General features: G+C 43.1%; 43 protein-coding genes. 2 read left to right on the top strand and 41 right to left on the bottom strand.

The annotated features are described in order from the left end of the window. Positions 1–365 precede the first annotated feature (365 nt). The gene (locus KR50_RS03305; RefSeq protein ID WP_041054889.1) at positions 366–1082 is read left to right on the top strand and encodes a polysaccharide deacetylase family protein; all 717 of its coding nucleotides are present in this window, start codon (positions 366–368) and stop codon (positions 1080–1082) included. Positions 1083–1128: 46 nt separating this feature from the next. On the opposite strand, the gene KR50_RS03300 is transcribed toward KR50_RS03305, so the two are convergent. After that, positions 1129–1797 (bottom strand): KinB-signaling pathway activation protein, encoded by a 669-nt coding sequence (locus KR50_RS03300; protein ID WP_041054887.1) that lies wholly within the window; start codon positions 1795–1797, stop codon positions 1129–1131. A gap of 152 nt (positions 1798–1949) precedes the next feature. On the opposite strand from KR50_RS03300, the gene gerD reads away from it, so the two are divergent. Then, the gene (gene gerD / locus KR50_RS03295) at positions 1950–2609 is read left to right on the top strand and encodes a spore germination lipoprotein GerD (protein WP_041054885.1); all 660 of its coding nucleotides are present in this window, start codon (positions 1950–1952) and stop codon (positions 2607–2609) included. Positions 2610–2657: 48 nt separating this feature from the next. On the opposite strand, the gene KR50_RS03290 is transcribed toward gerD, so the two are convergent. The 40 genes from KR50_RS03290 to tuf form a co-directional block, all read right to left on the bottom strand. Next, positions 2658–3710 carry a P-loop NTPase gene (locus KR50_RS03290; protein WP_232304233.1) on the bottom strand — a complete coding sequence of 351 codons (1053 nt, stop codon included), beginning with the start codon at positions 3708–3710 and terminating at the stop codon, positions 2658–2660. Positions 3711–3806: 96 nt separating this feature from the next. Next, on the bottom strand, positions 3807–4526 hold the full coding sequence (gene cwlD / locus KR50_RS03285; RefSeq protein WP_041054881.1) for an N-acetylmuramoyl-L-alanine amidase CwlD: 720 nt from the start codon (positions 4524–4526) through the stop codon (positions 3807–3809). Between the two features lie 140 nt (positions 4527–4666). Continuing rightward, positions 4667–5059: a 30S ribosomal protein S9 gene (gene rpsI / locus KR50_RS03280; protein ID WP_041054880.1), complete on the bottom strand. Its 393-nt coding sequence runs from the start codon at positions 5057–5059 to the stop codon at positions 4667–4669. A 26-nt stretch (positions 5060–5085) separates the two neighbouring features. After that, a complete protein-coding gene (gene rplM, locus KR50_RS03275; protein ID WP_041054879.1) occupies positions 5086–5523 on the bottom strand; it encodes a 50S ribosomal protein L13 in 438 nt (145 codons plus the stop codon). 207 nt (positions 5524–5730) lie between these two features. Further along, the gene (gene truA, locus KR50_RS03270; RefSeq protein ID WP_041054877.1) at positions 5731–6483 is read right to left on the bottom strand and encodes a tRNA pseudouridine(38-40) synthase TruA; all 753 of its coding nucleotides are present in this window, start codon (positions 6481–6483) and stop codon (positions 5731–5733) included. 12 nt (positions 6484–6495) lie between these two features. After that, a complete protein-coding gene (locus KR50_RS03265; protein ID WP_041054875.1) occupies positions 6496–7299 on the bottom strand; it encodes an energy-coupling factor transporter transmembrane component T family protein in 804 nt (267 codons plus the stop codon). Beyond that, entirely contained in the window at positions 7296–8162 is an 867-nt protein-coding gene (locus KR50_RS03260; RefSeq protein WP_041054874.1) for an energy-coupling factor ABC transporter ATP-binding protein, read from the bottom strand. Before KR50_RS03260 ends, KR50_RS03265 begins: the two co-directional genes overlap by 4 nt. After that, complete coding sequence (locus KR50_RS03255; protein WP_041054872.1) at positions 8138–8977, bottom strand: energy-coupling factor ABC transporter ATP-binding protein; 840 nt, start codon at positions 8975–8977, stop codon at positions 8138–8140. The genes KR50_RS03260 and KR50_RS03255 overlap by 25 nt, the downstream gene beginning before the upstream one ends. Positions 8978–9338: 361 nt before the next feature. Then, positions 9339–9731 carry a 50S ribosomal protein L17 gene (rplQ, locus tag KR50_RS03250; protein WP_041054870.1) on the bottom strand — a complete coding sequence of 131 codons (393 nt, stop codon included), beginning with the start codon at positions 9729–9731 and terminating at the stop codon, positions 9339–9341. A 62-nt stretch (positions 9732–9793) separates the two neighbouring features. Continuing rightward, positions 9794–10738, bottom strand: coding sequence for a DNA-directed RNA polymerase subunit alpha (locus KR50_RS03245; RefSeq protein ID WP_041054869.1), 945 nt, complete (start codon positions 10736–10738; stop codon positions 9794–9796). Positions 10739–10909: 171 nt separating this feature from the next. Then, positions 10910–11299 (bottom strand): 30S ribosomal protein S11, encoded by a 390-nt coding sequence (rpsK, locus tag KR50_RS03240; RefSeq protein ID WP_041054868.1) that lies wholly within the window; start codon positions 11297–11299, stop codon positions 10910–10912. 25 nt (positions 11300–11324) lie between these two features. Continuing rightward, positions 11325–11690 carry a 30S ribosomal protein S13 gene (gene rpsM, locus KR50_RS03235; protein WP_041054866.1) on the bottom strand — a complete coding sequence of 122 codons (366 nt, stop codon included), beginning with the start codon at positions 11688–11690 and terminating at the stop codon, positions 11325–11327. A 22-nt stretch (positions 11691–11712) separates the two neighbouring features. Next, a complete protein-coding gene (rpmJ, locus tag KR50_RS03230; RefSeq protein WP_000868344.1) occupies positions 11713–11826 on the bottom strand; it encodes a 50S ribosomal protein L36 in 114 nt (37 codons plus the stop codon). A 38-nt stretch (positions 11827–11864) separates the two neighbouring features. Next, positions 11865–12083, bottom strand: a complete 219-nt coding sequence (gene infA / locus KR50_RS03225) for a translation initiation factor IF-1 (RefSeq protein ID WP_041054740.1) — start codon at positions 12081–12083, stop codon at positions 11865–11867. 21 nt (positions 12084–12104) lie between these two features. After that, positions 12105–12398, bottom strand: coding sequence for a KOW domain-containing RNA-binding protein (locus tag KR50_RS03220; protein WP_041054737.1), 294 nt, complete (start codon positions 12396–12398; stop codon positions 12105–12107). A 16-nt stretch (positions 12399–12414) separates the two neighbouring features. Then, the gene (gene map, locus KR50_RS03215; RefSeq protein WP_041054735.1) at positions 12415–13161 is read right to left on the bottom strand and encodes a type I methionyl aminopeptidase; all 747 of its coding nucleotides are present in this window, start codon (positions 13159–13161) and stop codon (positions 12415–12417) included. After that, complete coding sequence (locus KR50_RS03210) at positions 13161–13811, bottom strand: adenylate kinase (RefSeq protein WP_041054732.1); 651 nt, start codon at positions 13809–13811, stop codon at positions 13161–13163. The genes map and KR50_RS03210 overlap by 1 nt, the downstream gene beginning before the upstream one ends. Positions 13812–13866: 55 nt before the next feature. Then, positions 13867–15165: a preprotein translocase subunit SecY gene (gene secY, locus KR50_RS03205; RefSeq protein ID WP_041054729.1), complete on the bottom strand. Its 1299-nt coding sequence runs from the start codon at positions 15163–15165 to the stop codon at positions 13867–13869. Continuing rightward, positions 15165–15605, bottom strand: coding sequence for a 50S ribosomal protein L15 (gene rplO, locus KR50_RS03200; RefSeq protein WP_041054727.1), 441 nt, complete (start codon positions 15603–15605; stop codon positions 15165–15167). Before rplO ends, secY begins: the two co-directional genes overlap by 1 nt. Positions 15606–15635: 30 nt before the next feature. Then, on the bottom strand, positions 15636–15818 hold the full coding sequence (rpmD, locus tag KR50_RS03195; RefSeq protein WP_041054725.1) for a 50S ribosomal protein L30: 183 nt from the start codon (positions 15816–15818) through the stop codon (positions 15636–15638). A 13-nt stretch (positions 15819–15831) separates the two neighbouring features. Further along, positions 15832–16332, bottom strand: a complete 501-nt coding sequence (gene rpsE / locus KR50_RS03190) for a 30S ribosomal protein S5 (RefSeq protein ID WP_041054722.1) — start codon at positions 16330–16332, stop codon at positions 15832–15834. A gap of 23 nt (positions 16333–16355) precedes the next feature. Further along, complete coding sequence (gene rplR, locus KR50_RS03185; RefSeq protein WP_041054719.1) at positions 16356–16718, bottom strand: 50S ribosomal protein L18; 363 nt, start codon at positions 16716–16718, stop codon at positions 16356–16358. 33 nt (positions 16719–16751) lie between these two features. Beyond that, positions 16752–17288 carry a 50S ribosomal protein L6 gene (gene rplF / locus KR50_RS03180; protein WP_041054717.1) on the bottom strand — a complete coding sequence of 179 codons (537 nt, stop codon included), beginning with the start codon at positions 17286–17288 and terminating at the stop codon, positions 16752–16754. Between the two features lie 30 nt (positions 17289–17318). After that, positions 17319–17717, bottom strand: a complete 399-nt coding sequence (gene rpsH / locus KR50_RS03175; RefSeq protein WP_041054714.1) for a 30S ribosomal protein S8 — start codon at positions 17715–17717, stop codon at positions 17319–17321. 30 nt (positions 17718–17747) lie between these two features. Continuing rightward, the gene (gene rpsN, locus KR50_RS03170) at positions 17748–17933 is read right to left on the bottom strand and encodes a 30S ribosomal protein S14 (protein WP_010285078.1); all 186 of its coding nucleotides are present in this window, start codon (positions 17931–17933) and stop codon (positions 17748–17750) included. A 24-nt stretch (positions 17934–17957) separates the two neighbouring features. Continuing rightward, positions 17958–18497, bottom strand: a complete 540-nt coding sequence (rplE, locus tag KR50_RS03165; protein ID WP_041054706.1) for a 50S ribosomal protein L5 — start codon at positions 18495–18497, stop codon at positions 17958–17960. Between the two features lie 26 nt (positions 18498–18523). Continuing rightward, positions 18524–18835, bottom strand: coding sequence for a 50S ribosomal protein L24 (gene rplX / locus KR50_RS03160; RefSeq protein WP_041054703.1), 312 nt, complete (start codon positions 18833–18835; stop codon positions 18524–18526). Positions 18836–18872: 37 nt separating this feature from the next. Beyond that, entirely contained in the window at positions 18873–19241 is a 369-nt protein-coding gene (rplN, locus tag KR50_RS03155; RefSeq protein ID WP_041054699.1) for a 50S ribosomal protein L14, read from the bottom strand. A 42-nt stretch (positions 19242–19283) separates the two neighbouring features. Next, positions 19284–19547, bottom strand: coding sequence for a 30S ribosomal protein S17 (rpsQ, locus tag KR50_RS03150; protein WP_041054695.1), 264 nt, complete (start codon positions 19545–19547; stop codon positions 19284–19286). Between the two features lie 22 nt (positions 19548–19569). After that, on the bottom strand, positions 19570–19770 hold the full coding sequence (rpmC, locus tag KR50_RS03145; RefSeq protein ID WP_041054688.1) for a 50S ribosomal protein L29: 201 nt from the start codon (positions 19768–19770) through the stop codon (positions 19570–19572). Continuing rightward, the gene (gene rplP / locus KR50_RS03140; RefSeq protein ID WP_041054687.1) at positions 19760–20194 is read right to left on the bottom strand and encodes a 50S ribosomal protein L16; all 435 of its coding nucleotides are present in this window, start codon (positions 20192–20194) and stop codon (positions 19760–19762) included. Before rplP ends, rpmC begins: the two co-directional genes overlap by 11 nt. A gap of 2 nt (positions 20195–20196) precedes the next feature. After that, entirely contained in the window at positions 20197–20859 is a 663-nt protein-coding gene (gene rpsC / locus KR50_RS03135) for a 30S ribosomal protein S3 (RefSeq protein WP_041054682.1), read from the bottom strand. Positions 20860–20862: 3 nt separating this feature from the next. Beyond that, positions 20863–21204 carry a 50S ribosomal protein L22 gene (gene rplV, locus KR50_RS03130; protein ID WP_041054677.1) on the bottom strand — a complete coding sequence of 114 codons (342 nt, stop codon included), beginning with the start codon at positions 21202–21204 and terminating at the stop codon, positions 20863–20865. A 19-nt stretch (positions 21205–21223) separates the two neighbouring features. Next, on the bottom strand, positions 21224–21502 hold the full coding sequence (gene rpsS, locus KR50_RS03125; protein WP_041054675.1) for a 30S ribosomal protein S19: 279 nt from the start codon (positions 21500–21502) through the stop codon (positions 21224–21226). A 60-nt stretch (positions 21503–21562) separates the two neighbouring features. Further along, on the bottom strand, positions 21563–22393 hold the full coding sequence (rplB, locus tag KR50_RS03120; RefSeq protein ID WP_041054671.1) for a 50S ribosomal protein L2: 831 nt from the start codon (positions 22391–22393) through the stop codon (positions 21563–21565). Positions 22394–22426: 33 nt separating this feature from the next. Continuing rightward, entirely contained in the window at positions 22427–22711 is a 285-nt protein-coding gene (gene rplW / locus KR50_RS03115; RefSeq protein ID WP_041054668.1) for a 50S ribosomal protein L23, read from the bottom strand. Then, entirely contained in the window at positions 22711–23334 is a 624-nt protein-coding gene (rplD, locus tag KR50_RS03110; protein ID WP_041054666.1) for a 50S ribosomal protein L4, read from the bottom strand. Before rplD ends, rplW begins: the two co-directional genes overlap by 1 nt. 29 nt (positions 23335–23363) lie before the next feature. After that, positions 23364–23993 carry a 50S ribosomal protein L3 gene (rplC, locus tag KR50_RS03105; protein ID WP_041054664.1) on the bottom strand — a complete coding sequence of 210 codons (630 nt, stop codon included), beginning with the start codon at positions 23991–23993 and terminating at the stop codon, positions 23364–23366. A gap of 43 nt (positions 23994–24036) precedes the next feature. Then, positions 24037–24345, bottom strand: coding sequence for a 30S ribosomal protein S10 (gene rpsJ / locus KR50_RS03100; protein WP_041054661.1), 309 nt, complete (start codon positions 24343–24345; stop codon positions 24037–24039). Positions 24346–25051: 706 nt separating this feature from the next. After that, positions 25052–26242 (bottom strand): elongation factor Tu, encoded by a 1191-nt coding sequence (tuf, locus tag KR50_RS03095; RefSeq protein WP_041054659.1) that lies wholly within the window; start codon positions 26240–26242, stop codon positions 25052–25054. Positions 26243–26304 lie beyond the last annotated feature (62 nt).

The following is a 26304-nucleotide window of genomic DNA, read 5'->3' as shown; positions in this document are numbered from 1 at the left end:
GCCGCCAGCGTTCGTCCTGAGCCAGGATCAAACTCTCCGTAAAGTGTTTGATAAAGCTCATTTGTTTCGTTTAAATCTTGTATTAACGTTGACGTTTTTGGTTGTTTAGTTTTCAAGGTTCAAGGTGTTTCGTTTTTTGTGTTGCTCTCTCAAGCGACCAGATTATCATACCATTTTTCGAAATAGTATGTCAACAATTTATTTCAAATGTTTTTTTCTGCTGTTTTGAGCTCGTCTAAAAGCGACGCTTATTAATATATCACCGGATATAAGGTTGGTCAATACTTTTAAAGAAAAAAGATATTTTTCTTCTTTCGTTCATATGCTTTTAAAAATGGCTGTGCAGGAAGGAAGTGTATATATAAATGGGGAAACATTTTTTTAAGAAAGGATATGAGACAGGCATCATTTTAATCGTGATTACACTTATTGTGCTGTTGATTCCGCCTTCTCCAAGTGTAATGAATGTAAATGGGGTATGGCCGTCTCCTGGTATTTTGTATAAGGGTGACGAAGGAGTTTCACTGACCTTTAATGTTGAACTGGGAGACGAATCAATTCTTTGGCTTGTAAAGGACCTTGAGGAAAAAGGGATAAAAAAAGCAGCGTTCTTTTTAGATCCTGCGTGGGTTGACCGGCAAAAAGAAGTTGTTAAGGAAATTCAGCTCGCTGGATTTGACATTGGCATTTACGATCCTCATCCTTCACGCTACGAATCGCTTGAGGAAAAAGAAATTGCAAAACATCTTGAAGATTTACGAAATCTATTTAGAGAGCATAATCTCGATCCCTCTTATTACCGGACAAAGGACGAGCTCTTACCTCCATCGGTAGTGAAGACCATGGCAAAGTATGATCTTATTGTAGTCAGTCATCAACTTGAGGGAAAGGATTTGGTTTCTTCAGAAAGAATTTCAGTTAAAGGCGCAGTTATAGAGCTTGACGCCGCGAATAAGCTTGAGGATATGAAGAAAAATTGGGAAAAATGGCATGAGGCTATAAAACACGAGAATGACGTGCCATTTGTATCTTTATTAGAATTATTAGCTTCGTCTGACAGCAAAATAAAATTATTGGACTAAAAAAAGCCGTGCGGATCGTTTGCACGGCTCTTTCAAATTGCATTGTTTAACTTTTCACAGTCTTTTGTTTGTTTAAACGCGCCTCTTTGCGGGCTAATCTTTCTTCCCGCTCTTTAACCGACCGTTTGTTGTATCGAGGCAATGCCAGTATTTGATAGGCATTAGTTGCAATAAGTGTGAACATAATGGTTATAAGCCAATACCCTTCGTTGCTGCGAAGAACCGGAAGCCACTCTAATGTTGTGACGACCACCATAAAAAACAAGGCTGCCGGAAATACAGAATAACTAGCCTGCTTAGCCTTTAATAATGCCACCACTAATCCAGCAGCTAATAAAAAAATGGCTAAACCTATATAAGGAAGAAGAGAGTCCCCTTCTCCTGCGAAAGCCTGAAAGCGGAAATACACTAAATCAAATAGAACAAATGCCACCAGTACAAGCTGAACCGCATTCCATAATTTTAATGACTTGAAAATGCCCAGCCCAAATTGATGAATGGTTAAGTAAGCAAAGTACCCCATCTGACTAATAACACTAAACGTCATTCCAACACCAATCATCCATACAATGACAGAAACAACTTCTACTGCATCCTGCCCGTTTAATAAATTAACCAATTCATCAAAGCGTACGGCAATTCCAACAATCCCTGTTGTTACCCCGCCTACAAGTAATGTCATGGTAAAAAATCGAATCCAACTTCGGATAGTCACGGTATGATCCCCCAGCAATTATTTTACAAACTCTCCTTTGATTGTACCAATCACCATTTGATAAATCCATGACTACGTTGTGAACGTGCATATTTTACCCTTGACTGCAGAAGATAAGTACTAGAGAAATAACAGTTTGGGGGTGAACGACTGTGAGAAAAAACGGCATGATTATTCTCTTTGTATTTGCATTATTGTTAACAGCTTGCGGTGGTGAAAAAGCATCCAGCTATGAAGAGACCAAACAAATGGTCATTGATTTATTGAAAACCAATGAAGGAAAAACGGCTGTCCAGGAATTGCTGGCAGATGAAGAAATAAAGAAGGAACTGGTTTTGGACCAGGAAGTAGTTCAGAAATCCATTGATGAAAAATTACTTTCAAAGGACGGGCGGAAATTCTGGGAAGAAACGTTTAAAGACCCTGCCTTTGCAGAAGTACTGGCAAAAAGCATGCATAAAGAGCATGAAGAATTAATCAAAGGGCTGATGCAGGATCCTGAATATCAGGGAATGATGCTTGATTTGCTTAAGGACCCTTCGATACAAGAACAAACATTGACGTTAATGAACAGTCAAGCGTATCGGGAAGAAACAAAAAAACAAATGATTGAAGTAATGGAAAGTCCCCTTGTTCAAAAAGAGTTACAGGATATCTTATTAGAGGCGGCCAAAAAAATGGGGGAACAAAGTGAAAGCGGCAGCTCTGGAGGCGAAAACACAGAGGGATCATCTGAAGCTGGCGGCGGATCAGGAGAAGGCCAGGGCGGCGGTGAAGGTGGCGGCGGTACAGAAAGCGGAAACGGATCTTAAAAGGGCAGTCTCCTGATTGCAGAAACAATCAGGAGACCACCCTTTTTTTTATGTTCTATCAATCACTTGTTGTGCTATGTCTGCGTAAATTTTACCTAAACGATGGTCTTCACCATAAACAGACGGTGCGAAATCACTATCGTCCCAATCAGGCTGCTGCAGTGGGAGTTTGCCTAGAAGATCGGTACGCAGCTCATCTGCTAGCTTCTCTCCTCCGCCCTGACCAAACACATATTCGCGTTCGCCTGTTTTTTTACTTTCATAAAAAGACATATTTTCTACGACACCCAAAATTGAGTGGTCTGTTTGAAGCGCCATGGCTCCCGCTCTCGCTGCCACAAACGCTGCAGTAGGATGAGGGGTAGTGACGATAATTTCTTTGCTGGATGGGAGCAGCGCATGTACATCAAGAGCGATGTCTCCTGTACCCGGCGGAAGATCCAGCAGCAAATAATCCAGTTCTCCCCACTCCACTTCGGTAAAGAAGCTGTTTAGCATTTTTCCAAGCATAGGCCCGCGCCAGATTACAGGAGCATTGTCCTCTACAAAGAATGCCATGGAAATAACTTTAACACCAAAACGGTCTACGGGAATAATGCGCTCATCCCTAACTACTGGCCGTTTATTAATCCCCATCATATCTGGGACACTAAAGCCATATATATCCGCATCAATTAGCCCTACTTTTTTTCCGGCACGAGCAAGCGCTACAGCAAGATTTACGGAAACTGTTGATTTCCCAACCCCGCCTTTACCGCTTGCCACAGCTATAAACTGAACTTTATTGCCCGGAGATAGTAAATTATCTTCCACCGATTCATCTGCCTGTCCTCTGAATTGTTCAAGTGCTTCAGGAGGCAATTCAGTAAACCTAATCCCAACAGAATCGGCACCTGCACCTTTTAATGCATCTACTACTGCCATTTGCAGCTGCATCTGCTCAGCTGTCCCGGTTTTAGCCAACGCAATTTTTACACTGACATGGTTTTTCTCTTCTTTAATTGAAACTTCAACAATTCCGCCTGTTTCAGCGAGTGTTGTATGTAGGATCGGATCATTCATTGAACCGATGAGTTCATGAACTTGCTGTTCTGTCATCAATTGCAGTCACCCCTTCACTGTATTCGTTTACATCCTATGTCAGTATAACATAGGAAAAATGGAAAGTCTGTGAATGGAGCTTACTGTGTTTTGTGCTTATAATTCTTCTTCAAGACTGTCTTCTTCTGAATAGTGGCGCAGAATTCCAAAATAAATGGATGCCGCAATACGCTGCTGGTATTCCTCCTGCAGCAGCCAATACCGCTCTTCAGGATTTGATAAAAAGCCAGCCTCTACTAAAACCCCTGGCGTTTCTGCATGACTCAGTACATAAATGCCATCAATCGTTTTAGCTTTTCGGGTGTTTTTAGGTAAATGACGAACAAGCTCGTGTTGAACAAATCGCGCTATTCTCTCATTGTCATCATGATAAGTGGTATAAAATGTTTGAGCGCCGCTCCATTGCGTCTGCGGGATAGCGTTAAGATGGATACTGATAAATAAATCATTGTCTTTATCATTAACAAGATCTAAGCGTTTCTTCAGATCCTCTCTTTTTCGATCGCGGTAGCCTTTAGTTGCCTCACTCGCTAAATCCATATCCTTTTCTCGAGTCATTCGGACAATCGCACCTTGTTCTTCTAAATAAGCTCTCAGTTTCTTTGTAATTTTAAGCGTTAAATTTTTTTCTAAAATGGTTTCGTAATTTGCTCCTCCGTCTGCTCCTCCGTGACCAGGATCGAGGACGATGACTTTTCCTGATAAAGGCATGCGCCATTCCTCAAGCGCACTGATTACGATCCTGTCTACACGCCATCCGAGAACAACTGCTGTTAAGAGTATGAACATAATAAGGAAAACGACCTTTTTTTTCATCCAACGCCCACCTGTCATATAGAATGATGCATTACTATATGCTTGTCTTGGCATCTGTAGAAGGGAAGCGGAAGATTTGGTGTATTTTACACACAAAAAAGCTCTCGGCCGCTGAGGCTGAGAGCTTTGGAAAAGACAGATTAACGTTTTGAGAACTGAGGTGCACGACGAGCGCCTTTAAGACCTGGCTTCTTACGCTCTTTCATACGTGAGTCACGAGTTAATAGACCCGCGCTCTTTAGTGCTCCACGGTATTCCGGGTCAACATGAAGCAATGCACGTGAAATTCCGTGACGGATTGCTCCTGCTTGTCCAGTGTATCCACCACCATTAACATTTACGAAAATATTGTAGTTGCCAAGAGTTTCAGTAATGTTAAGGGGTTGTTTAATTACTTCGCGCAATGCTGCGAACGGAATGTAGTTTTCTACTTCGCGTCCGTTGATTACGATTTGTCCGTCACCTGGTACTAGACGTACACGGGCAGTAGAACTTTTACGACGACCTGTTGCGATATATTGTACTTGTGCCAAGATAATTCCCTCCTCTTTAATTTAAATTAACCGCGCAGCTCGTAAGCTACTGGCTGTTGTGCTGCGTGTGGGTGTTCTGCTCCAGCATATACGTGAAGCTTCTTGAAAATTTGACGTCCAAGAGAATTCTTCGGAAGCATTCCTTTGATCGCTAATTCAAGCATTTTTGTAGGGTAGTTTGTACGCATTTCTAATGCAGTACGCTGTTTCAAACCACCTGGGTGCAAGCTGTGACGGTAGTAGATCTTATCCGTAAGCTTTTTACCTGTAAGGTGAATTTTTTCAGCGTTGATGATGATCACATGATCACCTGTGTCAACGTGAGGAGTGAATGTCGGTTTATTTTTACCACGCAGGATTGCAGCAACTTCACTAGCAAGACGTCCAAGAGTTTTACCCTCAGCATCTACTACGAGCCACTTGCGCTCTACTTCGTGACCTTTAGCCATAAATGTTGTACGCATGAGTTTACCTCCTAATTAAAGTTTAAATTGTTTCATCTATTCTTTTGAGCCGTATTTGTACACTTCGCATTGATGAGGTCCGGGTCTCATCAAAGGGTGAAATACATACCATAGGCTATATTATAACGTTTCAACCTGTATGTCAAGAGAATGTTACACCAGGTCGAGTTGTTTTAAGAACTTTTTTTATTTCGTCTTGAAAAGAAATCAGTCCTGCTTATTTCTGTAGGCAACCTCCCATAAATAAAGGCCATGAGGAGGTGCTGTTTTTCCTGCTGCGCTTCGATCTGTCGCCTCAAGCATAACAGGTATATCCTCTGGCTTATATTTGCCGCTGCCTACTTCAAGGAGAGTGCCTACCATGATGCGCACCATATTGTATAAAAAGCCATTGCCCTTCACAATAAAGATCCATTCGTTTCCTTGCTCGATAATGTCAAATCGTTCAATCGTCCGGACTCGATCTACAACAGCCGATTTCGCCACGGAGAAGCTGGTAAAATCATGCTCGCCTAAGAAGTGAGCGGCAGCTGCTTTCATCTGTTGAATATCAATGGTAAGGGGATGATGAACCGCATAGTGCCTTCTGAAAGGGGTTTGGTGCGGTCCCCTCTCAATAATGTAGCGGTATTCCTTGCTTTTGGTCCAAAAGCGGGCGTGAAAATCATCTTCTACCTGCTCTGCATTTTTTACCACCACGTCATTTGGCAGCTTTTGATTTAAGACAGCCGGCCAGCGCTCAGCCGGAATTCGGCTCTCTGTGTCAAAATGAATAACCTGCCCCACAGCGTGCACACGTGCATCTGTACGGCCACTGGCTGACACCCGGGTCTTCATCCCCTTATGCACCTCTGTCAGCGCTCTTTCAAGCTCTCCTTGAACAGTACGCATGCCTGGCTGAACCTGATAACCAAAGAAGGCTGCTCCATCATATGAAATAACACATTTAAACCTGGGCACTTCAAGCCCTCCTTACAGCCAAATTCTTAAAGACCCTAATAGTCCTGCCAATAGAACAAGAGAAAACAGCGCAAGTGTATCGCGCAGGTGCCATTGCAAAAGGCGGTATTTTGTTCGCCCTTCTCCACCCCGGTATCCCCGGACCTCCATAGCAGTAGCTAAATCTTCCGCACGTTTAAATGCGTTGACGAATAAAGGGATCATGAGCGGCACCACAGCTTTAATCCGGTCTTTTACAGGACCGCTTGACATATCTGACCCTCTTGCCATTTGCGCCTTCATGATCTTATCCGTTTCATCCATTAAAGTAGGAATAAATCGAAGCGCAATGGACATCATCAAGGCAAGCTCATGAGCGGGAAATCGAATTTTTTTCAACGGGTTCAGTAAGCTTTCCAGTCCATCTGTAATGGAGATAGGCGTCGTCGTTAACGTAAGCAAAGATGTCATGAAAACCAGCAGTAAAAACTGGGTGGAAATCATCAGAGCCTGCCGCACACCTTCTTCATAAATCGTAAACAGACCTAAATCCAGAATCACTTGCCCTTCCCTGGCGAAAAACAGCTGGAGGACAAAGGTAAAAGCAATTAAAATCATGACAGGCTTTAATCCGCTGATAAGAAATCGGACCGTAATTCCTGAAAGCCAGATAGAGGCAAGCGTAAAAATAGCCGCAAGCGCGTAAGCCCAGACATTATCAGCTAAAAAGATAATCGCAATAAATGCAAATACAAAAACAAGTTTAGCCCGAGGGTCCATCCGGTGAACCAATGAGTCTGCCGGAATATAACGGCCGAAAATCATTTTTTCCATCATACGGCAGGACCTCCTGACTGCTCATTCCAGGCTGCCGCAAGTTCATCGATCGATAAGCAAACACCTGGAAGGGAGCGACCTGTTTTTTCTTCAAGAAGACGCTGGAACCGAACAACTTCCGGCACGCCAAGTCCCCATTCAGCCAGCCTTTCAGCATCAGCGAACAGGTCTCGCGGCGTCCCTTCATGCACTTTCCGGCCTTTATTCAGCACAACTACCTGATCAGCATACTCAGCTGCATCCTCCATACTGTGTGTAACGAGGATCAAAGTCAGGTTCCGTTTTTTATGCAATTGATAAAACATATCCATGATTTCTTTTCGGCCTCGGGGGTCCAGTCCAGCAGTCGGCTCATCTAATACAAGAACCTCTGGCTCCATCGCCAGCACGCCTGCAATCGCCACACGCCTCATTTGACCGCCTGATAAATCAAAAGGGGAGTCCTCTAAAATTTCTTGGGAAAGCCCTACTTGTTCAATCCAGTATCTTGCCCGTTTTTTTGCTTCTTCTTCAGAGACACCGAAATTCATCGGACCATAGCAAATGTCCTTCATCACGTTTTCTTCAAATAACTGCTGTTCGGGAAACTGAAAAACAATGCCGACTTTTTGACGAATCGGCTTTAGGTCTTTCTCCTTCCGGCCCGCTTTTACCGTTCGATCACCAATCACGACAGAGCCTGAAGTTGGTTTTAAGAGTGCATTTAGATGCAGTAAAAGGGTTGATTTACCTGATCCCGTATGACCAATAATCGCTACGCATTGTCCACTTGGAATCGTAAACGATATATCTTCTATCGCTTTTTTTTCAAAGGGTGATCCTGCTGCATACCGGTATTCTACTTTTTGCAGTGAGATGTCCATAACTCATTCACCAACTCTTCTTCTGTTAAATGCTGTCCTGAAAGCTGAACACCCTGCGCTTTTAGAGCGTTGCCCATTTTTAGGTAGAACGGGAGATCCAGTCCCAGCTGAACCAGTTCATCACCCAATTCAAAAATTTCCCGTGGTGTTCCTGTGCGGTAAACCTCACCTTGATTCATCACAATCATACGATCTGCCTTTGCTGCTTCTTCTAAGTCATGTGTGATGGAAAGCACGGTCATTTCCTGTTCTTCCTTAAGTGACCGGACCAGCCCAATCACCTCTTGCCGTCCAGTTGGATCAAGCATGGATGTTGCTTCATCAAGGATAATAATATCCGGTCTGAGGGCAAGTACACTAGCCATGGCAACGCGCTGCTTTTGTCCGCCTGAAAGATGATGTGGCTCTTGATTTAGAAAATCGTCCATTTTCACCTGTTTGAGGGCACGGTTCACACGCTTAACCATCTCTTCATGCGGTACGCCATGGTTCTCCAAGCCAAAAGCCACATCATCTTGAACGGTTGTGCCGACAAACTGATTATCCGGATTTTGAAAAACCATTCCTATATGCTTTCTCGTCTCCCAAACTGTATCCTTTTCAAGTGAAATACCAACAATTTGAATACTTCCTTTATCTGGGAAATATAGTCCATTCATTAATTTAGCGAGGGTCGATTTGCCTGATCCGTTATGGCCAACAATCGCGACCCATTCCCCTTCTTGTACTGAAAAAGAAACGTTTTTTAACACGTCATGGTCTCCGCCTGGATAACGGAATGTGATGGAGTTTAGTGAAATAATTTCGCGCGCCATCTTTAAGCCTCCTGCCTAAATAGCAGCAGAATCCTCATTTATGAAGGAAATCTATCTCCTGCTAGATTCTCTCTCTATGTCCTGCCTATTCTCTTCTCATCTAGATACCCTTTTTTATACAAAAAAAGCGCGCACCTCATTCAAGGAAATGCGCTCGCTTAATTAAAAAAGTATAACGTTCCTATCCATTGTGACGATGGATGAATGAGGTGCTAAGAGCTAGACGAGACAGCCCATAAAGTCTGCTCATCATAACACTCTGCTTTTTGCTTTGTCGTCGTATTAATCTTATAGCTTTAAAGAAAGAGGGCGAGAGCAGTTAGGCTCTAACTGTTCCGCCCTCTGTGATGTACGAATTAAATTAAACTAACTCGATGATTACCATTGGTGCGCCGTCTCCGCGACGAGGACCAACTTTCATGATGCGTGTGTAACCACCTTGACGTTCTGCGTAGCGTGGTGCTACTTCGTCAAATAGTTTTTGCAGAGCGTAGAAGTTTACTTCTTTCTCTTCGCCTTTATCATTTGTTTTTGTTCTTACTTCGTGATCACGACGGATATAAGATGCTGCTTGACGACGAGCGTGCAAGTCACCTTTCTTTCCAAGAGTGATCATTTTTTCTGCAACAGAGCGAAGTTCTTTCGCGCGTGTTTCAGTAGTCTCAATACGTTCGTTCATGATCAAGTCCGTTGTAAGGTCACGTAGAAGTGCTTTACGTTGAGAACTTGTACGTCCTAACTTTCTGTAAGCCATGAAGGGTTCCCTCCTTTGTTGAAATTGTGTCTATCTTAATGTTTTATTCTTCATAAAATGAATCAGTCTTCTCTGCGGAGACCTAATCCAAGATCATCTAGTTTTGCCTTAACTTCTTCAAGAGATTTACGGCCGAGGTTACGCACCTTCATCATGTCCTCTTCTGACTTATTCGCCAGCTCCTGGACTGTGTTGATTCCTGCTCGTTTCAGGCAGTTATAAGAACGAACGGACAGATCCAGTTCCTCAATTGTCATTTCAAGAACTTTTTCTTTCTGATCTTCTTCTTTTTCTACCATGATTTCAGCATTCTGCGCTTCATTCGTTAATCCTACAAAAATATTAAGGTGTTCAGTTAGAATCTTAGAACCTAAAGCTACTGCTTCTTTAGGACCAATGCTTCCATCTGTCCAGACATCAAGTGAAAGCTTATCGAAATTCGTCATTTGACCAACACGAGTGTTTTCAACTTGATAGTTCACACGTGAAACAGGTGTATAGATTGAATCGATTGGAATCACACCAATTGGAAGATCTTCACGTTTGTTTTGGTCTGCAGGTGTGTAACCACGACCGCGAGACGCACTTAAACGCATACGAAGATGTCCATTTTTGCCGATCGTCGCAAGATACAGATCAGGATTGAGAATCTCAACGTCACTGTCATGCGTAATATCGCCAGCTGTGATGACACCGTCACCTTGTACATCGATTTCAAGTGTTTTTTCTTCATCTGAATAGATCTTTAATGCAAGCTTCTTGATATTCAAAATGATTGTTGTAACATCTTCTACGACACCTTCAATAGTTGAAAATTCGTGAAGAACACTGTCAATTTGAATAGAAGTGATCGCAGCACCAGGAAGTGAGGATAATAGGATACGACGCAAGGAGTTACCCAATGTTGTACCATATCCACGCTCAAGTGGCTCTACAACGAATTTTCCGTATTTGGCATCATCGCTGATCTCAACCGTCTCGATTTTTGGCTTTTCAATTTCGATCATTCAAGTTTACCCTCCTTCAAAACGTCGAAACTCCGGATATAGATTCTATGAATCATTCCGAAATTCCCCATGTCTATCATACCCATTGTGCTTTACAACCGGATCTTTCATTTCTGCACGAAGGAATCTATGATCCATTATCGACAAGGATCCAGATTTTATACAGAAAAATTAAACACGACGACGTTTCGGTGGGCGGCAGCCATTATGAGGAACTGGAGTAACGTCTTTAATTGCCGTTACGTCAAGACCTGCAGCTTGAAGTGCACGGATCGCAGCTTCACGACCTGCACCAGGACCTTTTACTGTTACTTCAAGAGTTCTCAAACCATGTTCCATTGAAGCTTTAGCTGCTGTTTCAGCTGCCATTTGAGCTGCGAATGGAGTTGATTTACGAGATCCTCTGAAACCAAGTGAACCAGCACTTGACCATGCAATTGCATTACCATGAGTGTCTGTAATCATCACGATTGTATTGTTGAAAGTTGAGCGAATGTGAGCAATACCAGCTTCGATATTCTTTTTCACACGACGCTTACGAGTTTGTTGTTTACGTGCCATGTTAAGAAGAAACCTCCTTTACTAATTATTTTTTCTTGTTAGCTACGGTCTTACGAGGACCTTTACGTGTACGTGCATTGTTCTTCGTGTGCTGTCCGCGAACAGGAAGTCCACGACGGTGACGAAGGCCACGGTATGAACCGATTTCCATTAGACGTTTGATGTTTAGGGATACTTCACGGCGAAGGTCACCTTCAACTTTTAAGCTGTCTACGATTTCACGGATTTTGTTTAGCTCATCTTCAGTAAGGTCGCGAACGCGAGTTTCCTGAGATACGCCTGCATCAGTAAGAATTTTTTCAGCTGTTGATTTTCCAATACCAAAAATATACGTTAGAGAGATCACAACGCGCTTGTCACGCGGAATGTCTACACCAGCAATACGTGCCATTCAAAGAGCACCTCCTTCTTTATTAGCCTTGTTTTTGTTTATGCTTTGGATTTTCGCAAATCACCATTACTTTGCCGCGTCTGCGGATTACTTTACACTTTTCGCAGATCGGCTTAACAGATGGTCTGACTTTCATCTTATCTAAACCTCCTTAGTGGGTCGGAGTGCAAAAGATTATTTGTAACGGTAAGTGATACGGCCACGCGTCAAGTCATATGGAGATAGCTCCACTGTTACTCGGTCGCCTGGTAGGATTCGAATAAAATGCATACGAATTTTACCGGATACATGTGCAAGCACATTGTGACCATTCTCTAATTCTACCTTAAACATTGCGTTAGGCAAAGTCTCAACTACGGTTCCTTCAATCTCGATAACATCGTCTTTCGCCATCGAACATGTCTCCCTTCTTTATCAAGCTTTCAGGGTCTCATGGACATACGAGTGAACTGCATGACGCAGCTTCCCATTTGTCACACGCCCAGTTTCGGATATACTGCTTTGAACCGCAGGGGATATATAATCACATGAAGTCAAATGCTGAATGTTTTTCTTCTTGGGACGGTCGAACTTCCGGCTCTCTCCATCCGCAATCAAAACAAACGTATCATCCAACCGATGAATGACAACCGCGTATACTCCTATATCACGGCCCTTGTTCACCTGCACAATCTGCCCTATCCCGGGGGGCGAATCGGATTCAAACAATTAGGATCACCTTCACTTAGGCTTTTGTCAGGATTTCATAACCGTCCTCAGTGATCGCAATCGTGTGTTCGAAATGAGCACACATCTTACCATCTACGGTTACTACTGTCCAGTTATCAGAAAGAGTTTTCACATAACGACTTCCTGCATTCACCATTGGTTCAATGGCTAGTACCATGCCGGGCTTCAGGCGTGGCCCTTTGTTGGGTGGACCGAAATGAGGAATTTGTGGTGCCTCATGCAAGTCTTGCCCAACTCCGTGCCCTACATACTCACGTACAATTGAAAGACGATTATCTTCCACGTACGTTTGAATAGCATGAGAAATGTTCGAAAGACGAACACCCGGTTTTGCTTCTTTAAGGCCAAGGAAAAGAGATTCTTCCGTGACATCAAGCAGTTTCTGTGTGCCGGCTGAAATGCTGCCGACAGGATAAGTCCAAGCTGAATCGCCATGATAGCCCTTGAAGTAAGCGCCAATATCAATGCTGATAATGTCGCCATCCTTCAATTTCCGGCTGCCCGGTATACCATGGACAAGCTCTTCATTCACCGATGCACAGATACTTCCGCTAAAACCATTGTATCCTTTGAAGGATGGAACAGCGTCATGCTTACGGATAAACCGATCAGCAATGTCATCAAGTTCCTTCGTCGTGATCCCAGGCGCAATATGCTTTTGCATCTCCTGATGGGTTAACGCAACAATCTTGCCTGCTTCGCGCATGATCTCGAGCTCTCGAGGAGTCTTGCAAATGATCATTAGCGAAGGCCCCCGAGCAGTTCATCGATGTCAACGAATACTTTCTTAATATCCTGTTGACCATCAATGTCCTTTAACACGCCCTTTTGACCATAGAAATCAAGAAGTGGCTGCGTTTGTTTCATATTAACACCTAAACGATTTTTAACAGTCTCAGGTTTGTCATCTTCACGCTGGTACAATTCCCCACCGTCTTTATCACAAATTCCTTCCACTGCAGGAGGATTAAAGATTGTATGATAAGTTGCCCCACAGACTGTGCAAATCCAGCGGCCTGTAAGACGCTTAATCAGTTCTTCTTTTTCCACCTTAATGTTTAGAACATAGTCTAATTTTTTGCCAAGATCAGTCAGTAACGCATCAAGCGCATCTGCCTGAGCAACTGTTCTTGGGAATCCATCGAGTAAAAATCCATTTTGACAATCATCCTGGCTAAGCCGTTCTCGTACAATTCCGATGGTTACTTCATCAGGAACCAAGTCGCCTTGATCCATGAACGATTTAGCTTCTAAGCCTAATTCCGTGCCATTTTTAATGGCTGCACGGAACATATCTCCTGTAGAAATATGAGGAATCTTGTATTTTTCAACGATTTGTTCTGCCTGAGTACCTTTTCCGGCACCAGGCAAACCCATTAAAACAATATTCACAAGTAAGCCCCCTCGGTCTTGATGGGCTCCGGGGTTGTGACCCCAAAACCAGTGACTATCTCATAAATCCTTTGTAATTACGTTTCACAAGCTGTGCTTCCAATTGCTTCATCGTCTCAAGCGCAACCCCTACGATGATCAAAAGGCTTGTTCCGCCAATTTGAACAGACTGAGGAAGTCCAGCTAAATTAATAAAGAAAATTGGTAGAATCGCAACAATCGATAAGAAGATTGCTCCCACAAACGTTAATCGGTAAAGGACGCTCGTCAGGTAATCCTGAGTTGCTCTGCCCGGGCGAATACCTGGGATATAGCCGCCTTGCTTTTTAAGGTTTTCAGCCATATTTTCGGGATTCACTTGTATGAAGGCATAAAAGTACGTAAACGCAATAATTAAGCCAACATAAATGGTCATACCGATCGGCTGAGTATGATCGAACACTTGCTGGATCGTCGTAGTAATGTTGTTTGATCCAAAGAAAGTGACTAACGTTTGCGGAGTGATGATAAAGGAAATCGCAAAGATAACCGGAATTACACCCGCTGCATTCACTTTTAAAGGAAGATGGGTCGATTGACCGCCTGCAGGAGCATTTTTGCCGCCTACACGTTTTGCGTACTGTACAGGGATTTTACGCAGCGCCTGCTGAACAAAGATAACCCCGACTGTAATCGCAACAACTGCCAGTAAAAGTAATAGCATGATCACAATATTCAAGAAAAGCTGTTCTCCAGCTCCTTGAATTTGCTGTACGTAAATCTGATTAACGGCGTTAGGAATAGCTGCCACGATACCTGCAAAGATGATAATGGAAATCCCATTTCCAACTCCCTTTGCCGTGATTTGCTCTCCTAACCACATTAAGAAGGCTGTACCCGCCGTAAGAACGATTGCGATTAGCAAATACGTGCCTACTGATGTATCCGGAATCAATGTTCCTCCATACATCCGGTTAAACCCGTAAGACATTCCGATCGCCTGGACAAAACCAAGGACAATTGTGAAATATCTTGTAAACTGTGTTAACTTTCGACGGCCAACATCTCCTTGCTTCGCCCATTCCGCAAACTTCGGTACTACGTCCATTTGCAGGAGTTGAACGATGATGGATGCCGTAATGTATGGCATGATTCCCATCGCAAGAATTGAGAAGTTGATCAGTGCTCCACCGCCAAATGTATTCATAAAGCCGATCAGACCGGACATTTCATCCTGCGCCTGAAGAACCTGTGCGTCTACACCTGGAACAGGGATAAATGTTCCAATTCGAAATACCACCAACATTAAAAGGGTGAAAATAATTTTATTTCTTATATCACCCACGCGCATAAAATTGGAGAGGGTACGAAACATTATAGCACCTCAGTTGTTCCGCCAGCAGCTTCGATCGCATCTTTTGCAGCAGAAGAGAATTTTTGAGCTTTAACAGTTAGTTTCTTCTCGATGTTCCCTTTTGCAAGAATCTTGATACCTGCTCTTTCATTGCTTACAACACCTGATTCGATAAGAAGTTCCGGTGTTACTTCTGTACCTTCGTCAAAACGATTAAGTGCGTCAAGGTTAACAACTGCATATTCCTTGCGGTGGATATTTGTAAATCCGCGCTTAGGAAGACGACGTGCTAGTGGATTTTGACCACCCTCGAAGCCAGGACGAACTCCGCCGCCTGAGCGGGCGTTTTGACCTTTATGACCTTTACCAGAAGTTTTACCGTTACCAGAACCGATACCGCGACCAACGCGATTACGTTCCTTACGAGAACCTTCTGCAGGTTTTAACTCATGAAGTTTCATAGTGGCACCTCCTTGTTGATAGACATTATATTAAAGTTCTTTTACTGATACCAAATGAGAAACTTTGTTAATCATACCACGGATCGCAGCATTATCTTGTTGCTCAACCGTTTGGTTTGTTTTGCGCAAACCTAGTGCTTCAACTGTTTTGCGTTGATCTTTATTACGGCCGATCAAGCTACGAGTGAGGGTAATTGCTAGTTTATTCGCCATCAAATTTCCCTCCTTATCCTAACAGTTCTTCCACTGTTTTACCACGAAGCTTCGCGACGTCTTCAGCACGCTTAAGCTGCGTAAGACCGTTAATAGTGGCACGAACCATGTTGATTGGTGTGTTAGATCCTAGAGACTTAGACAGAATGTCAGCGACACCTGCAAGCTCAAGTACCGCACGAACTGGTCCACCAGCAATAATTCCTGTACCAGGAGATGCTGGTTTGATCAGGATTGAACCTGCTCCAAAGTGACCTGTTACAAGGTGAGGAGTAGTTCCTCCTACCATAGGCACTTCAATTAGATTTTTCTTCGCGTCTTCGATTGCTTTACGGATCGCATCAGGAACCTCTTGGGCTTTTCCTGTTCCGAATCCTACGTGGCCGTTCTTGTCGCCTACTACTACAAGAGCAGTAAAACGGAAGCGGCGTCCACCTTTAACAACCTTAGCGACACGGTTAATCGTAACTACGCGTTCTTCAAGTTCGAGTTTGTTTGGATCAATGCGACGCATCTGGATTGTCCCTCCTTCTTCTATTAAAATTCAAGTCCGTTTTCACGTGCAGCATCTGCAAGAGCTTTTACACGTCCGTGGTACAAATATCCTCCACGGTCAAATACGACTGATTTCATGCCTTTTTCTACTGCGCGTTTAGCGATTAGTTCGCCGACTTTAACTGCAGCTTCAGCGTTTCCGCCAGCATCAATGCCAAGCTCCTTGTCAGATGTAGAAGCACTAGCAAGTGTAACGCCATTCACATCATCGATTAGTTGAGCATAGATATGCTTGTTAGAGCGGAAGATGTTCAAACGTGGACGTGACTCTGTTCCAGTAATTCTAGAACGAACACGAGCATGACGTTTTTTACGTACCGCATTCTTATTAGCTTTTGTAATCAATCAAGGTCACTCCTTTCATGCGCCTAAGCGGCATTATTTACCTGTTTTACCTTCTTTGCGACGAACTTGTTCGCCTTCATATCGAATTCCTTTGCCTTTGTACGGCTCTGGAGGACGTACAGCACGGATGTTAGCAGCAAGTGCACCTACGCGCTCTTTGCTAGCACCTTTAATGATGATTTTTGTGTTTGAAGGAACTTCAACTTCGATTCCGTCTTCTGGCGTCATCTCAACTGGGTGAGAGTATCCAACGTTTAGGATCAGTTTGTTTCCTTGTTTTTGAGCACGATACCCAACCCCTACTAATTCAAGGCCGCGTTCGAATCCTTTAGATACACCTTGAACCATGTTGTTCAAGATCGCACGGGTTGTACCGTGGATCGTACGGTGATCTTTTGAATCAGACGGGCGAACTACAGTAAGTGTAGTATCTTCTTGCTCAAATTTCATTTCTGAATTGAAAGTGAATGATAATTCACCTTTTGGTCCTTTAGCTGTAACGGTTGAACCGTTAAAAGTAAGCGTTACATCAGAAGGTACCTCAATTGGTTTTTTACCTACACGAGACATTCTGTTGCACCTCCATTCTTATCGAAAATATTACCAAACGTATGCTAGAACTTCTCCGCCAACTTGTTTAGAGCGGGCTTCCTTGTCCGTAAATACACCGTTGGAAGTTGACACTAGTGCGATACCTAAACCGTTCAATACACGTGGAACTTCGTCAGCTTTCGCATATACACGAAGACCAGGCTTAGAGATACGTTTAAGGCCAGTGATAACACGTTCATTATTCGATCCATATTTCAAGAAGATACGAATAATCCCCTGCTTGCTGTCCTCGATGTATTCTACATCACGGATAAAACCTTCACGCTTAAGGATTTCTGCAATTTCTTTTTTAATGTTGGAAGCAGGAACCTCTAGCTTCTCGTGACGAACTTGGTTCGCATTACGAATGCGAGTCAACAAATCTGCGATTGGATCTGTCATTGTCATATTATTTTACCTCCTTCCCAAAATCGGGTGTTACCAGCTGGCTTTCTTAACGCCAGGAATTTGACCCTTATATGCTAGTTCACGGAAACAAATACGGCAAAGCTTGAATTTACGTAATACTGAGTGTGGTCGTCCGCAACGTTCGCAGCGAGTGTACTCTTGTACCTTGAATTTTTGTGTGCGTTTTTGTTTCGCAATCATTGATTTTTTAGCCACGTTTACGCCTCCCTTTTATAGAGATTACTTTTGGAATGGCATACCGAATTGTGTAAGCAATTCACGAGATTCTTCATCAGAACCCGCTGTTGTTACAATTACGATGTCCATGCCACGAACCTTGGATACTTTATCATAATCGATCTCTGGGAAGATAAGCTGCTCTTTAACACCAAGAGTGTAATTTCCACGACCATCAAATGACTTCTTAGAAATTCCACGGAAGTCACGTACACGTGGTAGAGATACAGAGATTAACTTGTCTAGGAATTCGTACATACGCTCTCCGCGAAGTGTTACTTTCGCACCGATTGGCATACCTTCACGTAGACGGAATCCAGCGATTGATTTTTTAGCTTTTGTTACTAATGGTTTTTGACCAGTAATTGTAGCTAATTCCTCAACAGCTGTATCAAGAGATTTAGTGTTTTGAACTGCGTCACCAACACCCATGTTGATTACGATTTTGTCGATTTTTGGTACCTGCATAACTGATGTGTAGTTAAATTTGCTAACTAGAGCAGGTGTGATTTCGTTATTGAACTTTTCTTTTAGGCGGTTCATTCTTGAGTACCTCCCTTCTTCTTGAACTATTTATCTAAAGATTCACCTGATTTTTTTGCAATACGTACTTTTTTACCGTCCTCAATTTTATAACCAACGCGTGTTGGTTCATTTGTTTTCGGATCGATTAGCATCACGTTTGATACGTGAATTGCTGCCTCCATGTTTGTGATTCCACCTTGTGGATTCATTTGTGAAGGTTTTGAGTGCTTCTTGACGATGTTTACACCTTCAACAAGCACGCGGTCTTTTTTAGGGAAAGCAGCAAGAATTGTTCCAGTCTTACCTTTGTCTTTGCCCGAAATAACCATAACATTGTCGCCTTTTTTAACGTGCATCCTATCGCACCTCCTTGATACGGTGGTTGTTGTTCAATTAAAGAACTTCTGGTGCAAGAGAAACGATCTTCATGAAGCTGTTGTCACGAAGTTCACGAGCAACCGGTCCAAAGATACGTGTTCCACGAGGGCTCTTGTCGTCTTTGATGATGACACAAGCGTTTTCGTCGAATTTGATGTATGTTCCATCAACGCGGCGTACTCCACTCTTTGTGCGAACCACTACAGCTCTCACAACTTCACCTTTTTTAACAACGCCTCCTGGTGTTGCTTGTTTCACTGTGCAGACGATTACATCACCAATATTAGCAGTTTTGCGGCCAGAGCCACCTAGTACTTTAATGGTTAATACTTCACGTGCGCCAGAATTGTCAGCTACTTTTAAACGGGATTCTTGTTGAATCATGTAGGTTACCTCCCTTCGGAATATGAATATCCGAACAATATATTAGATAATAACCGCTTTTTCTACGACTTCCAATAGACGGAAACGTTTAGTTGCTGAAAGCGGGCGAGTTTCCATTACACGAACTACGTCGCCAATTTTGGCTTCATTTTGTTCGTCGTGAGCTTTGTACTTTTTAGAGTATTTTACTCGTTTGCCATAAAGTGAATGTTTCTTTTGTGTCTCAACCAAAACTGTGATAGTTTTGTCCATTTTATCAGACACTACACGGCCGGTGTAGACTTTACGCTGGTTGCGTTCACTCATGCTGCAAACCTCCTCTCAGTTATCAGTTGTTAGCGCCGATTTCTCTTGCACGAATCACGGTTTTCATGCGAGCAATGGCTTTGCGTACTTCACGAATACGGGCTGTGTTTTCCAATTGCCCTGTTGCAAGTTGGAAACGCAGATTAAAAAGCTCTTCTTTAAGTGATTTAACCTTTTGTTCTATTTCAGCAGTGGTAAGGTCACGAATTTCATTAGCTTTCATTTGATTCACCACCAATTTCTTCACGTTTTACAAACTTACATTTGATTGGAAGTTTGTGCGCTGCAAGGCGAAGAGCTTCTCGTGCAACCTCTTCAGATACTCCTGCAATTTCAAACATAATCTTGCCAGGTTTTACAACCGCTACCCATCCTTCAGGAGCACCTTTACCAGAACCCATTCGGACTTCAAGAGGTTTTTTCGTGTAAGGTTTGTGTGGGAAAATCTTAATCCAAACTTTACCTCCACGTTTCATGTAACGAGTCATTGCAATACGAGCAGATTCGATTTGACGATTTGTGATCCAGCTAGCATCTACTGCTTGAAGACCATAATCACCGAAGCTTACTTCTGTACCGCCTTTCGCTTGACCGCGCATTTTTCCACGGTGTACACGACGATATTTAACGCGCTTAGGCAATAACATGATTAGTTTCCTCCTTCCTCGGCATTCTTCTTGTTCTTAGTAGGAAGAACTTCTCCACGATAGATCCATACTTTAACTCCGAGCTTACCATACGTAGTATCCGCTTCAACGTGAGCGTAATCGATGTCAGCACGAAGGGTATGAAGTGGAACAGTACCTTCACTGTAATGTTCAGCACGAGCGATGTCTGCTCCGCCTAGACGACCAGAAACTTGTGTTTTGATCCCTTTAGCGCCAGCACGCATAGTGCGTTGAATTGATTGTTTTTGTGCACGACGGAAAGACACGCGGTTTTCCAGTTGACGTGCAATATTTTCACCTACAAGTTTCGCATCAAGATCCGCTCTTTTGATTTCAACGATGTTGATGTGAACACGCTTGTTAGTAATTTTGTTAAGGTCTTTACGAAGTGTTTCTACTTCAGTACCACCTTTACCAATTACCATACCAGGCTTAGCAGTGTGAATTGTAATGTTAATGCGGTTTGCCGCACGTTCGATTTCAACCCTAGAAACTGATGCTTCTTTAAGGCGTCCTTCGATATAGTCACGGACTCTTAGGTCTTCGTGCAAAAGATCTGCATAGTCTTTACCTGCGAACCATTTAGAATCCCAGTCACGAATAATACCAATTCTAAGTCCTATTGGATGTATTTTTTGACCCACGCGTTACCCCTCCTTTTTTTCAGATACCACGATTGTAATGTGGCTAGTACGTTTGTTGATTGCACTTGCACGGCCCATCGCACGTGGACGGAAACGTTTAAGTGTTGGACCTTCATTTACATAGGCCTCGGTAATCACTAGATTATTGATGTCCATATCGTAGTTATGCTCAGCGTTCGCTACAGCAGATTTCAATACCTTTTCAACAACGGGTGAAGCAGAACGTGGAGTGTGGTTTAAAATTGCAACCGCCTCGCCTACCTGCTTACCTCGGATCAAATCTGCTACTAGGCGTACTTTACGAGGAGCAATACGAACTGTTCTCGCAACAGCTTTAGCTTGCATTAGGATAGCCTCCTCTCAATTAGCGTCTTGTTTTCTTGTCATCGTTGCCATGGCCTTTGTACATACGGCTAGGTGCAAATTCACCAAGCTTGTGTCCTACCATGTCTTCTGTGACGTATACTGGAACATGTTTACGTCCGTCGTATACTGCGATTGTGTGACCGATGAATGTTGGGAAGATTGTTGAACGACGAGACCAAGTTTTAACAACTTGTTTCTTGTCTGCTTCATTAAGCTTCTCAACTTTAACCATTAAATGATCGTCCACAAAAGGTCCTTTTTTCAAGCTGCGACCCATATTGGAACCTCCCTTCGTGATTGCCCTACGGCTCGTCTAGTGAACCGTAGCTCAATCCCGTTATTTTTTACGGCGACGTACGATAAATTTATCGGATTTATTGGATTTCTTACGAGTCTTGTAACCAAGAGTTGGTTTACCCCAAGGTGACATAGGTGACTTACGTCCAATTGGAGCTTTACCTTCACCACCACCGTGTGGGTGATCGTTAGGGTTCATTACAGAACCACGTACAGTTGGGCGCTTACCTAACCAACGAGAACGTCCTGCTTTACCAATGTTGATAAGTTCGTGCTGTTCATTCCCTACTTGACCTACTGTAGCGCGGCAAGTAGCAAGGATCATACGAGTTTCACCAGAGTTAAGACGCACAAGTACGTACTTACCTTCTTTACCAAGTACCTGAGCTGATGTTCCAGCTGAACGTACTAGCTGACCACCTTTACCAGGCTTCATCTCGATATTGTGGATGATCGTACCAACCGGAATGTTGATTAGTGGAAGTGAGTTACCTGTTTTGATATCCGCTTCCGGACCAGCCATAACTTCCATACCCACTACTAGTCCTTTAGGAGCTAGGATGTAACGTTTTTCTCCATCAGCATAATTGATTAAGGCAATATTAGCTGAACGGTTTGGATCATATTCGATTGTGGCAACGCGACCAGGAATGCCATCTTTGTTACGTTTAAAGTCGATGATGCGGTACTGACGCTTATGACCGCCACCTTGATGACGAACGGTTAACTTACCTTGGTTGTTACGACCACCTTTGCGCTTAACTGGCGCAAGAAGCGATTTTTCTGGAGTGCTTGTTGTAATCTCAGCAAAATCAGAACTTGTCATGCCGCGACGACCATTGGAGGTAGGTTTGTACTTTTTAATCGCCATTCTGTTCCCTCCTCTTCTATATTTCAGTTAGTATTAAGCTTCGAAAAATTCGATTTCTTTGCTTGCTTCAGTAAGAGTTACAATTGCTTTGCGACGCTTGTTCGTGTAACCAGCATAACGTCCCATGCGCTTGTATTTCCCTTTATAATTCATAATGTTAACTTTTGCAACATCCACACCGAAAACTTCTTCAATAGCATGTTTTACTTGTGTTTTATTTGCACGAGTGTTCACTTCAAACGTATATTTCTTCTCACCCATAAGGTCTGAAGAACGTTCAGTAATTACGGGGCGCTTAATGATATCACGAGCTTCCATTATACAAGCACCTCCTCTACTTTTTGAACTGCATCCTTCGTCATGATTAACTTGTCGTGACCAAGCACGTCAAGAACACTGATTCCATTTGCAGATACGATTGTTACTCCAGGAATATTACGACCAGCTAGAGAAACATTTTCGTCAAGACCGTCAGTCACTACTAGGACTTTTTTGTCTACTGAAAGGTTTTTAAGAACTGATGCAAATTCCTTTGTTTTTGGCGTATCAAATGACAACGCCTCTAGTACTAGGAAATTCTCTTCAACCACTTTGGAAGAAAGAGCAGATTTAATTGCTAAGCGACGAACTTTTTTAGGAAGCTTGTAGCTGTAGCTGCGTGGTGTCGGTCCGAAGACTACGCCACCTCCACGCCATTGTGGTGAGCGGATTGACCCTTGACGAGCACGACCCGTACCTTTTTGACGCCATGGTTTACGTCCACCGCCGCGTACTGCAGAACGGTTTTTTACTTTGTGTGATCCTTGGCGAAGTGATGCGCGCTGCATTACTACTGCCTCAAACATCACTGCGTTGTTTGGCTCGATACCGAAGATTGATTCGCTAAGCTCGAATTCACCAGCTGATGAACCATCTTGTTTGTGAAGAGATACTTTAGGCATTCCTGTTTCCTCCTTTCCGATAGTGTCTATTAGTTAGCTTTAACCGCACTATTTACTTGAATCATTGTCTTGTTAGGACCAGGAACGTTGCCCTTAACAAGAAGTAAGTTACGTTCAACATCAACCTTAACAATTGAAAGGTTTTGAACTGTTACTCTTTCTCCACCCATACGTCCAGGTAATAGTTTACCTTTGAATACACGGTTTGGATCTACAGGACCCATTGAACCGGGACGACGGTGGTAACGAGAACCATGGGACATTGGTCCGCGGGATTGGTTATGACGCTTGATCGCGCCTTGGAAACCTTTACCCTTCGAAATTCCTGTCACATCTATTACATCGCCTTCTGCGAAAATATCAACCTTGACTTCTTGACCAACCTCATACTCACCAAGTTCTACACCGCGTATTTCACGGACGAAGCGCTTAGGAGCAGTTTCTGCTTTAGCAGCATGGCCGCCTTCTGGTTTGTTAGCAAGCTTAGCGCGCTTGTCTTCAAAACCAATTTGGATAGCCTCGTATCCATCTGTATCAACTGCCTTCTTTTGAAGAACAACGTTTGGAGTTGCTTGGATTACAGTTACAGGGATCAAGTCACCATTCTCAGCAAAAACTTGAGTCATTCCAATCTTTCTACCTAAGATTCCTTTGGTCATTAGTCACACCTCCTAATTTGTTTTTATAATTTATTTGTTTGCATTAAAGTTTGATTTCGATGTCAACGCCAGACGGTAAGTCAAGACGCATTAGAGCATCTACCGTTTGTGGTGTTGGGTTCACAATATCAACTAGACGCTTGTGCGTGCGCATTTCAAACTGCTCACGAGCATCCTTGTACTTGTGCACCGCACGAAGAATCGTATAAATTGTTTTTTCAGTCGGCAACGGAATTGGACCCGATACACTAGCACCTGAACGTTTTGCAGTTTCAACGATTTTCTCTGCGGACTGATCAAGGATTCTGTGATCATACGCCTTCAAACGAATACGAATTTTTTGTTTTGCCATTATTTTCCCTCCTTTATCGCCTATTTAGGAATAGACATTCTCCGCGAAAATTTCCCACACATCAGCCATGGCAAAGCGGCCTGGTGTGTCGGCAACCTCCCGCTTCATCGCAGTCAAAGACCAACATTAAATATTATACAGATAATATAGGAATTACGCAAGTCTTTTTCCGAAATAACTTTCTAACACACTTTCTTTATTATACGAGGGATTGAATCATGTTTCAAGTGATATGAAAATAGGCAGAAAATTCACAGCTTTTATCCTACTTACATCAGGTTATTTAACTAGATCCTTGAAGAAATAACGTTTAAAAAATTCGTGTTTCTTCTATTATTTTGTTAAACAGTATTGGTCCATAAGATTAGTTCAGTACTAACCTCTTTCTCGTAGCTATTGTCTTTCATGCAGCCCTTGTATCTGACTGCCCCATTCAAAAAGTCTACGTGCAATTTGATTTTATCTTTCGATTACTATCTGCTGAGCAAAAAATCCTTCATTAACCTTCTTAATCTTTTCGTCAATTTATCCGTTCACTTACTTTATCCTGCACTGCGATCCGCAAGTAACTTCTCAAAGGAGGCTATGAGCTAGTAAATTCTGTAGTCAGGAGAATGATATTTCTTCACTTCCGGCAACTTAGTCAAATCAAAAAACCCCTGAACCCATTAGAGGGTTCAGGGGTTATCTTATTCGTCAGCAGAAATTACTTCTGGATAGTAGCAACTACGCCAGCGCCTACTGTACGTCCACCTTCACGAATAGAGAACTTAGTTCCTTCTTCGATCGCGATAGGAGAGATTAGCTCAACAGTCATTTCGATGTTGTCGCCAGGCATAACCATTTCTACTCCTTCAGGAAGGTTACATACGCCAGTTACGTCAGTTGTACGGAAGTAGAACTGAGGGCGGTAGTTAGTGAAGAATGGAGTGTGACGTCCACCTTCTTCTTTTGAAAGAACATAAACTTCAGCTTTGAAGTTTGTGTGTGGAGTGATAGTTTTTGGCTTAGCAAGAACTTGTCCACGGTTGATGTCATCACGTGAAACACCACGAAGTAGTGCTCCAATGTTATCGCCAGCTTCTGCATAGTCAAGAAGTTTACGGAACATTTCAACGCCAGTGATTGTTGTTGATTTTGGCTCATCAGTGAAACCGATGATGTCAACTACGTCTCCGACTTTAACTTGTCCACGCTCAACACGTCCAGTAGCAACAGTACCACGGCCAGTGATTGAGAAAACATCCTCAACAGGCATCATGAATGGCTTATCAGTGTCACGCTCAGGAGTTGGGATGTAGCTATCTACAGCTTCCATAAGCTCATAGATTTTTTCTTCCCACTCAGCATCTCCTTCAAGAGCTTTAAGAGCAGAACCTTTGATTACTGGAACATCGTCGCCAGGGAAGTCGTAGTCTGAAAGAAGATCACGGATTTCCATTTCAACTAGTTCAAGAAGCTCTTCATCGTCTACCATGTCGCATTTGTTCATGAATACAACTAGGTAAGGAACACCTACTTGACGAGAAAGAAGGATGTGCTCACGAGTTTGTGGCATTGGACCGTCAGCAGCAGATACTACTAAGATTCCTCCGTCCATTTGTGCAGCACCAGTGATCATGTTTTTAACATAGTCAGCGTGTCCTGGGCAATCAACGTGTGCATAGTGACGAGTGTCAGTTTCATACTCAACGTGTGCAGTTGAAATTGTGATTCCGCGCTCGCGCTCTTCTGGAGCACCATCAATTTGATCATATGCCATAGCTGTTCCACGACCATATTTCTTGTGAAGTACAGTTGTGATTGCAGCAGTTAGAGTTGTTTTACCATGGTCAACGTGTCCGATTGTACCGATGTTAGCATGGGTTTTCGAACGGTCGAATTTTTCCTTAGCCATTTGCGAAATCCTCCTTTGGATAGTAAAAAATTTATTTTTTATTGTTATGAGAGAAAGAGGAA

It is taken from the genome of Jeotgalibacillus campisalis, from assembly GCF_000829515.1.
Classification (GTDB): domain Bacteria; phylum Bacillota; class Bacilli; order Bacillales; family Jeotgalibacillaceae; genus Jeotgalibacillus; species Jeotgalibacillus campisalis.
The sequence above is the reverse complement of the archived record's forward strand: the minus strand, read 5'-3'. Positions and strand labels throughout refer to the sequence as shown.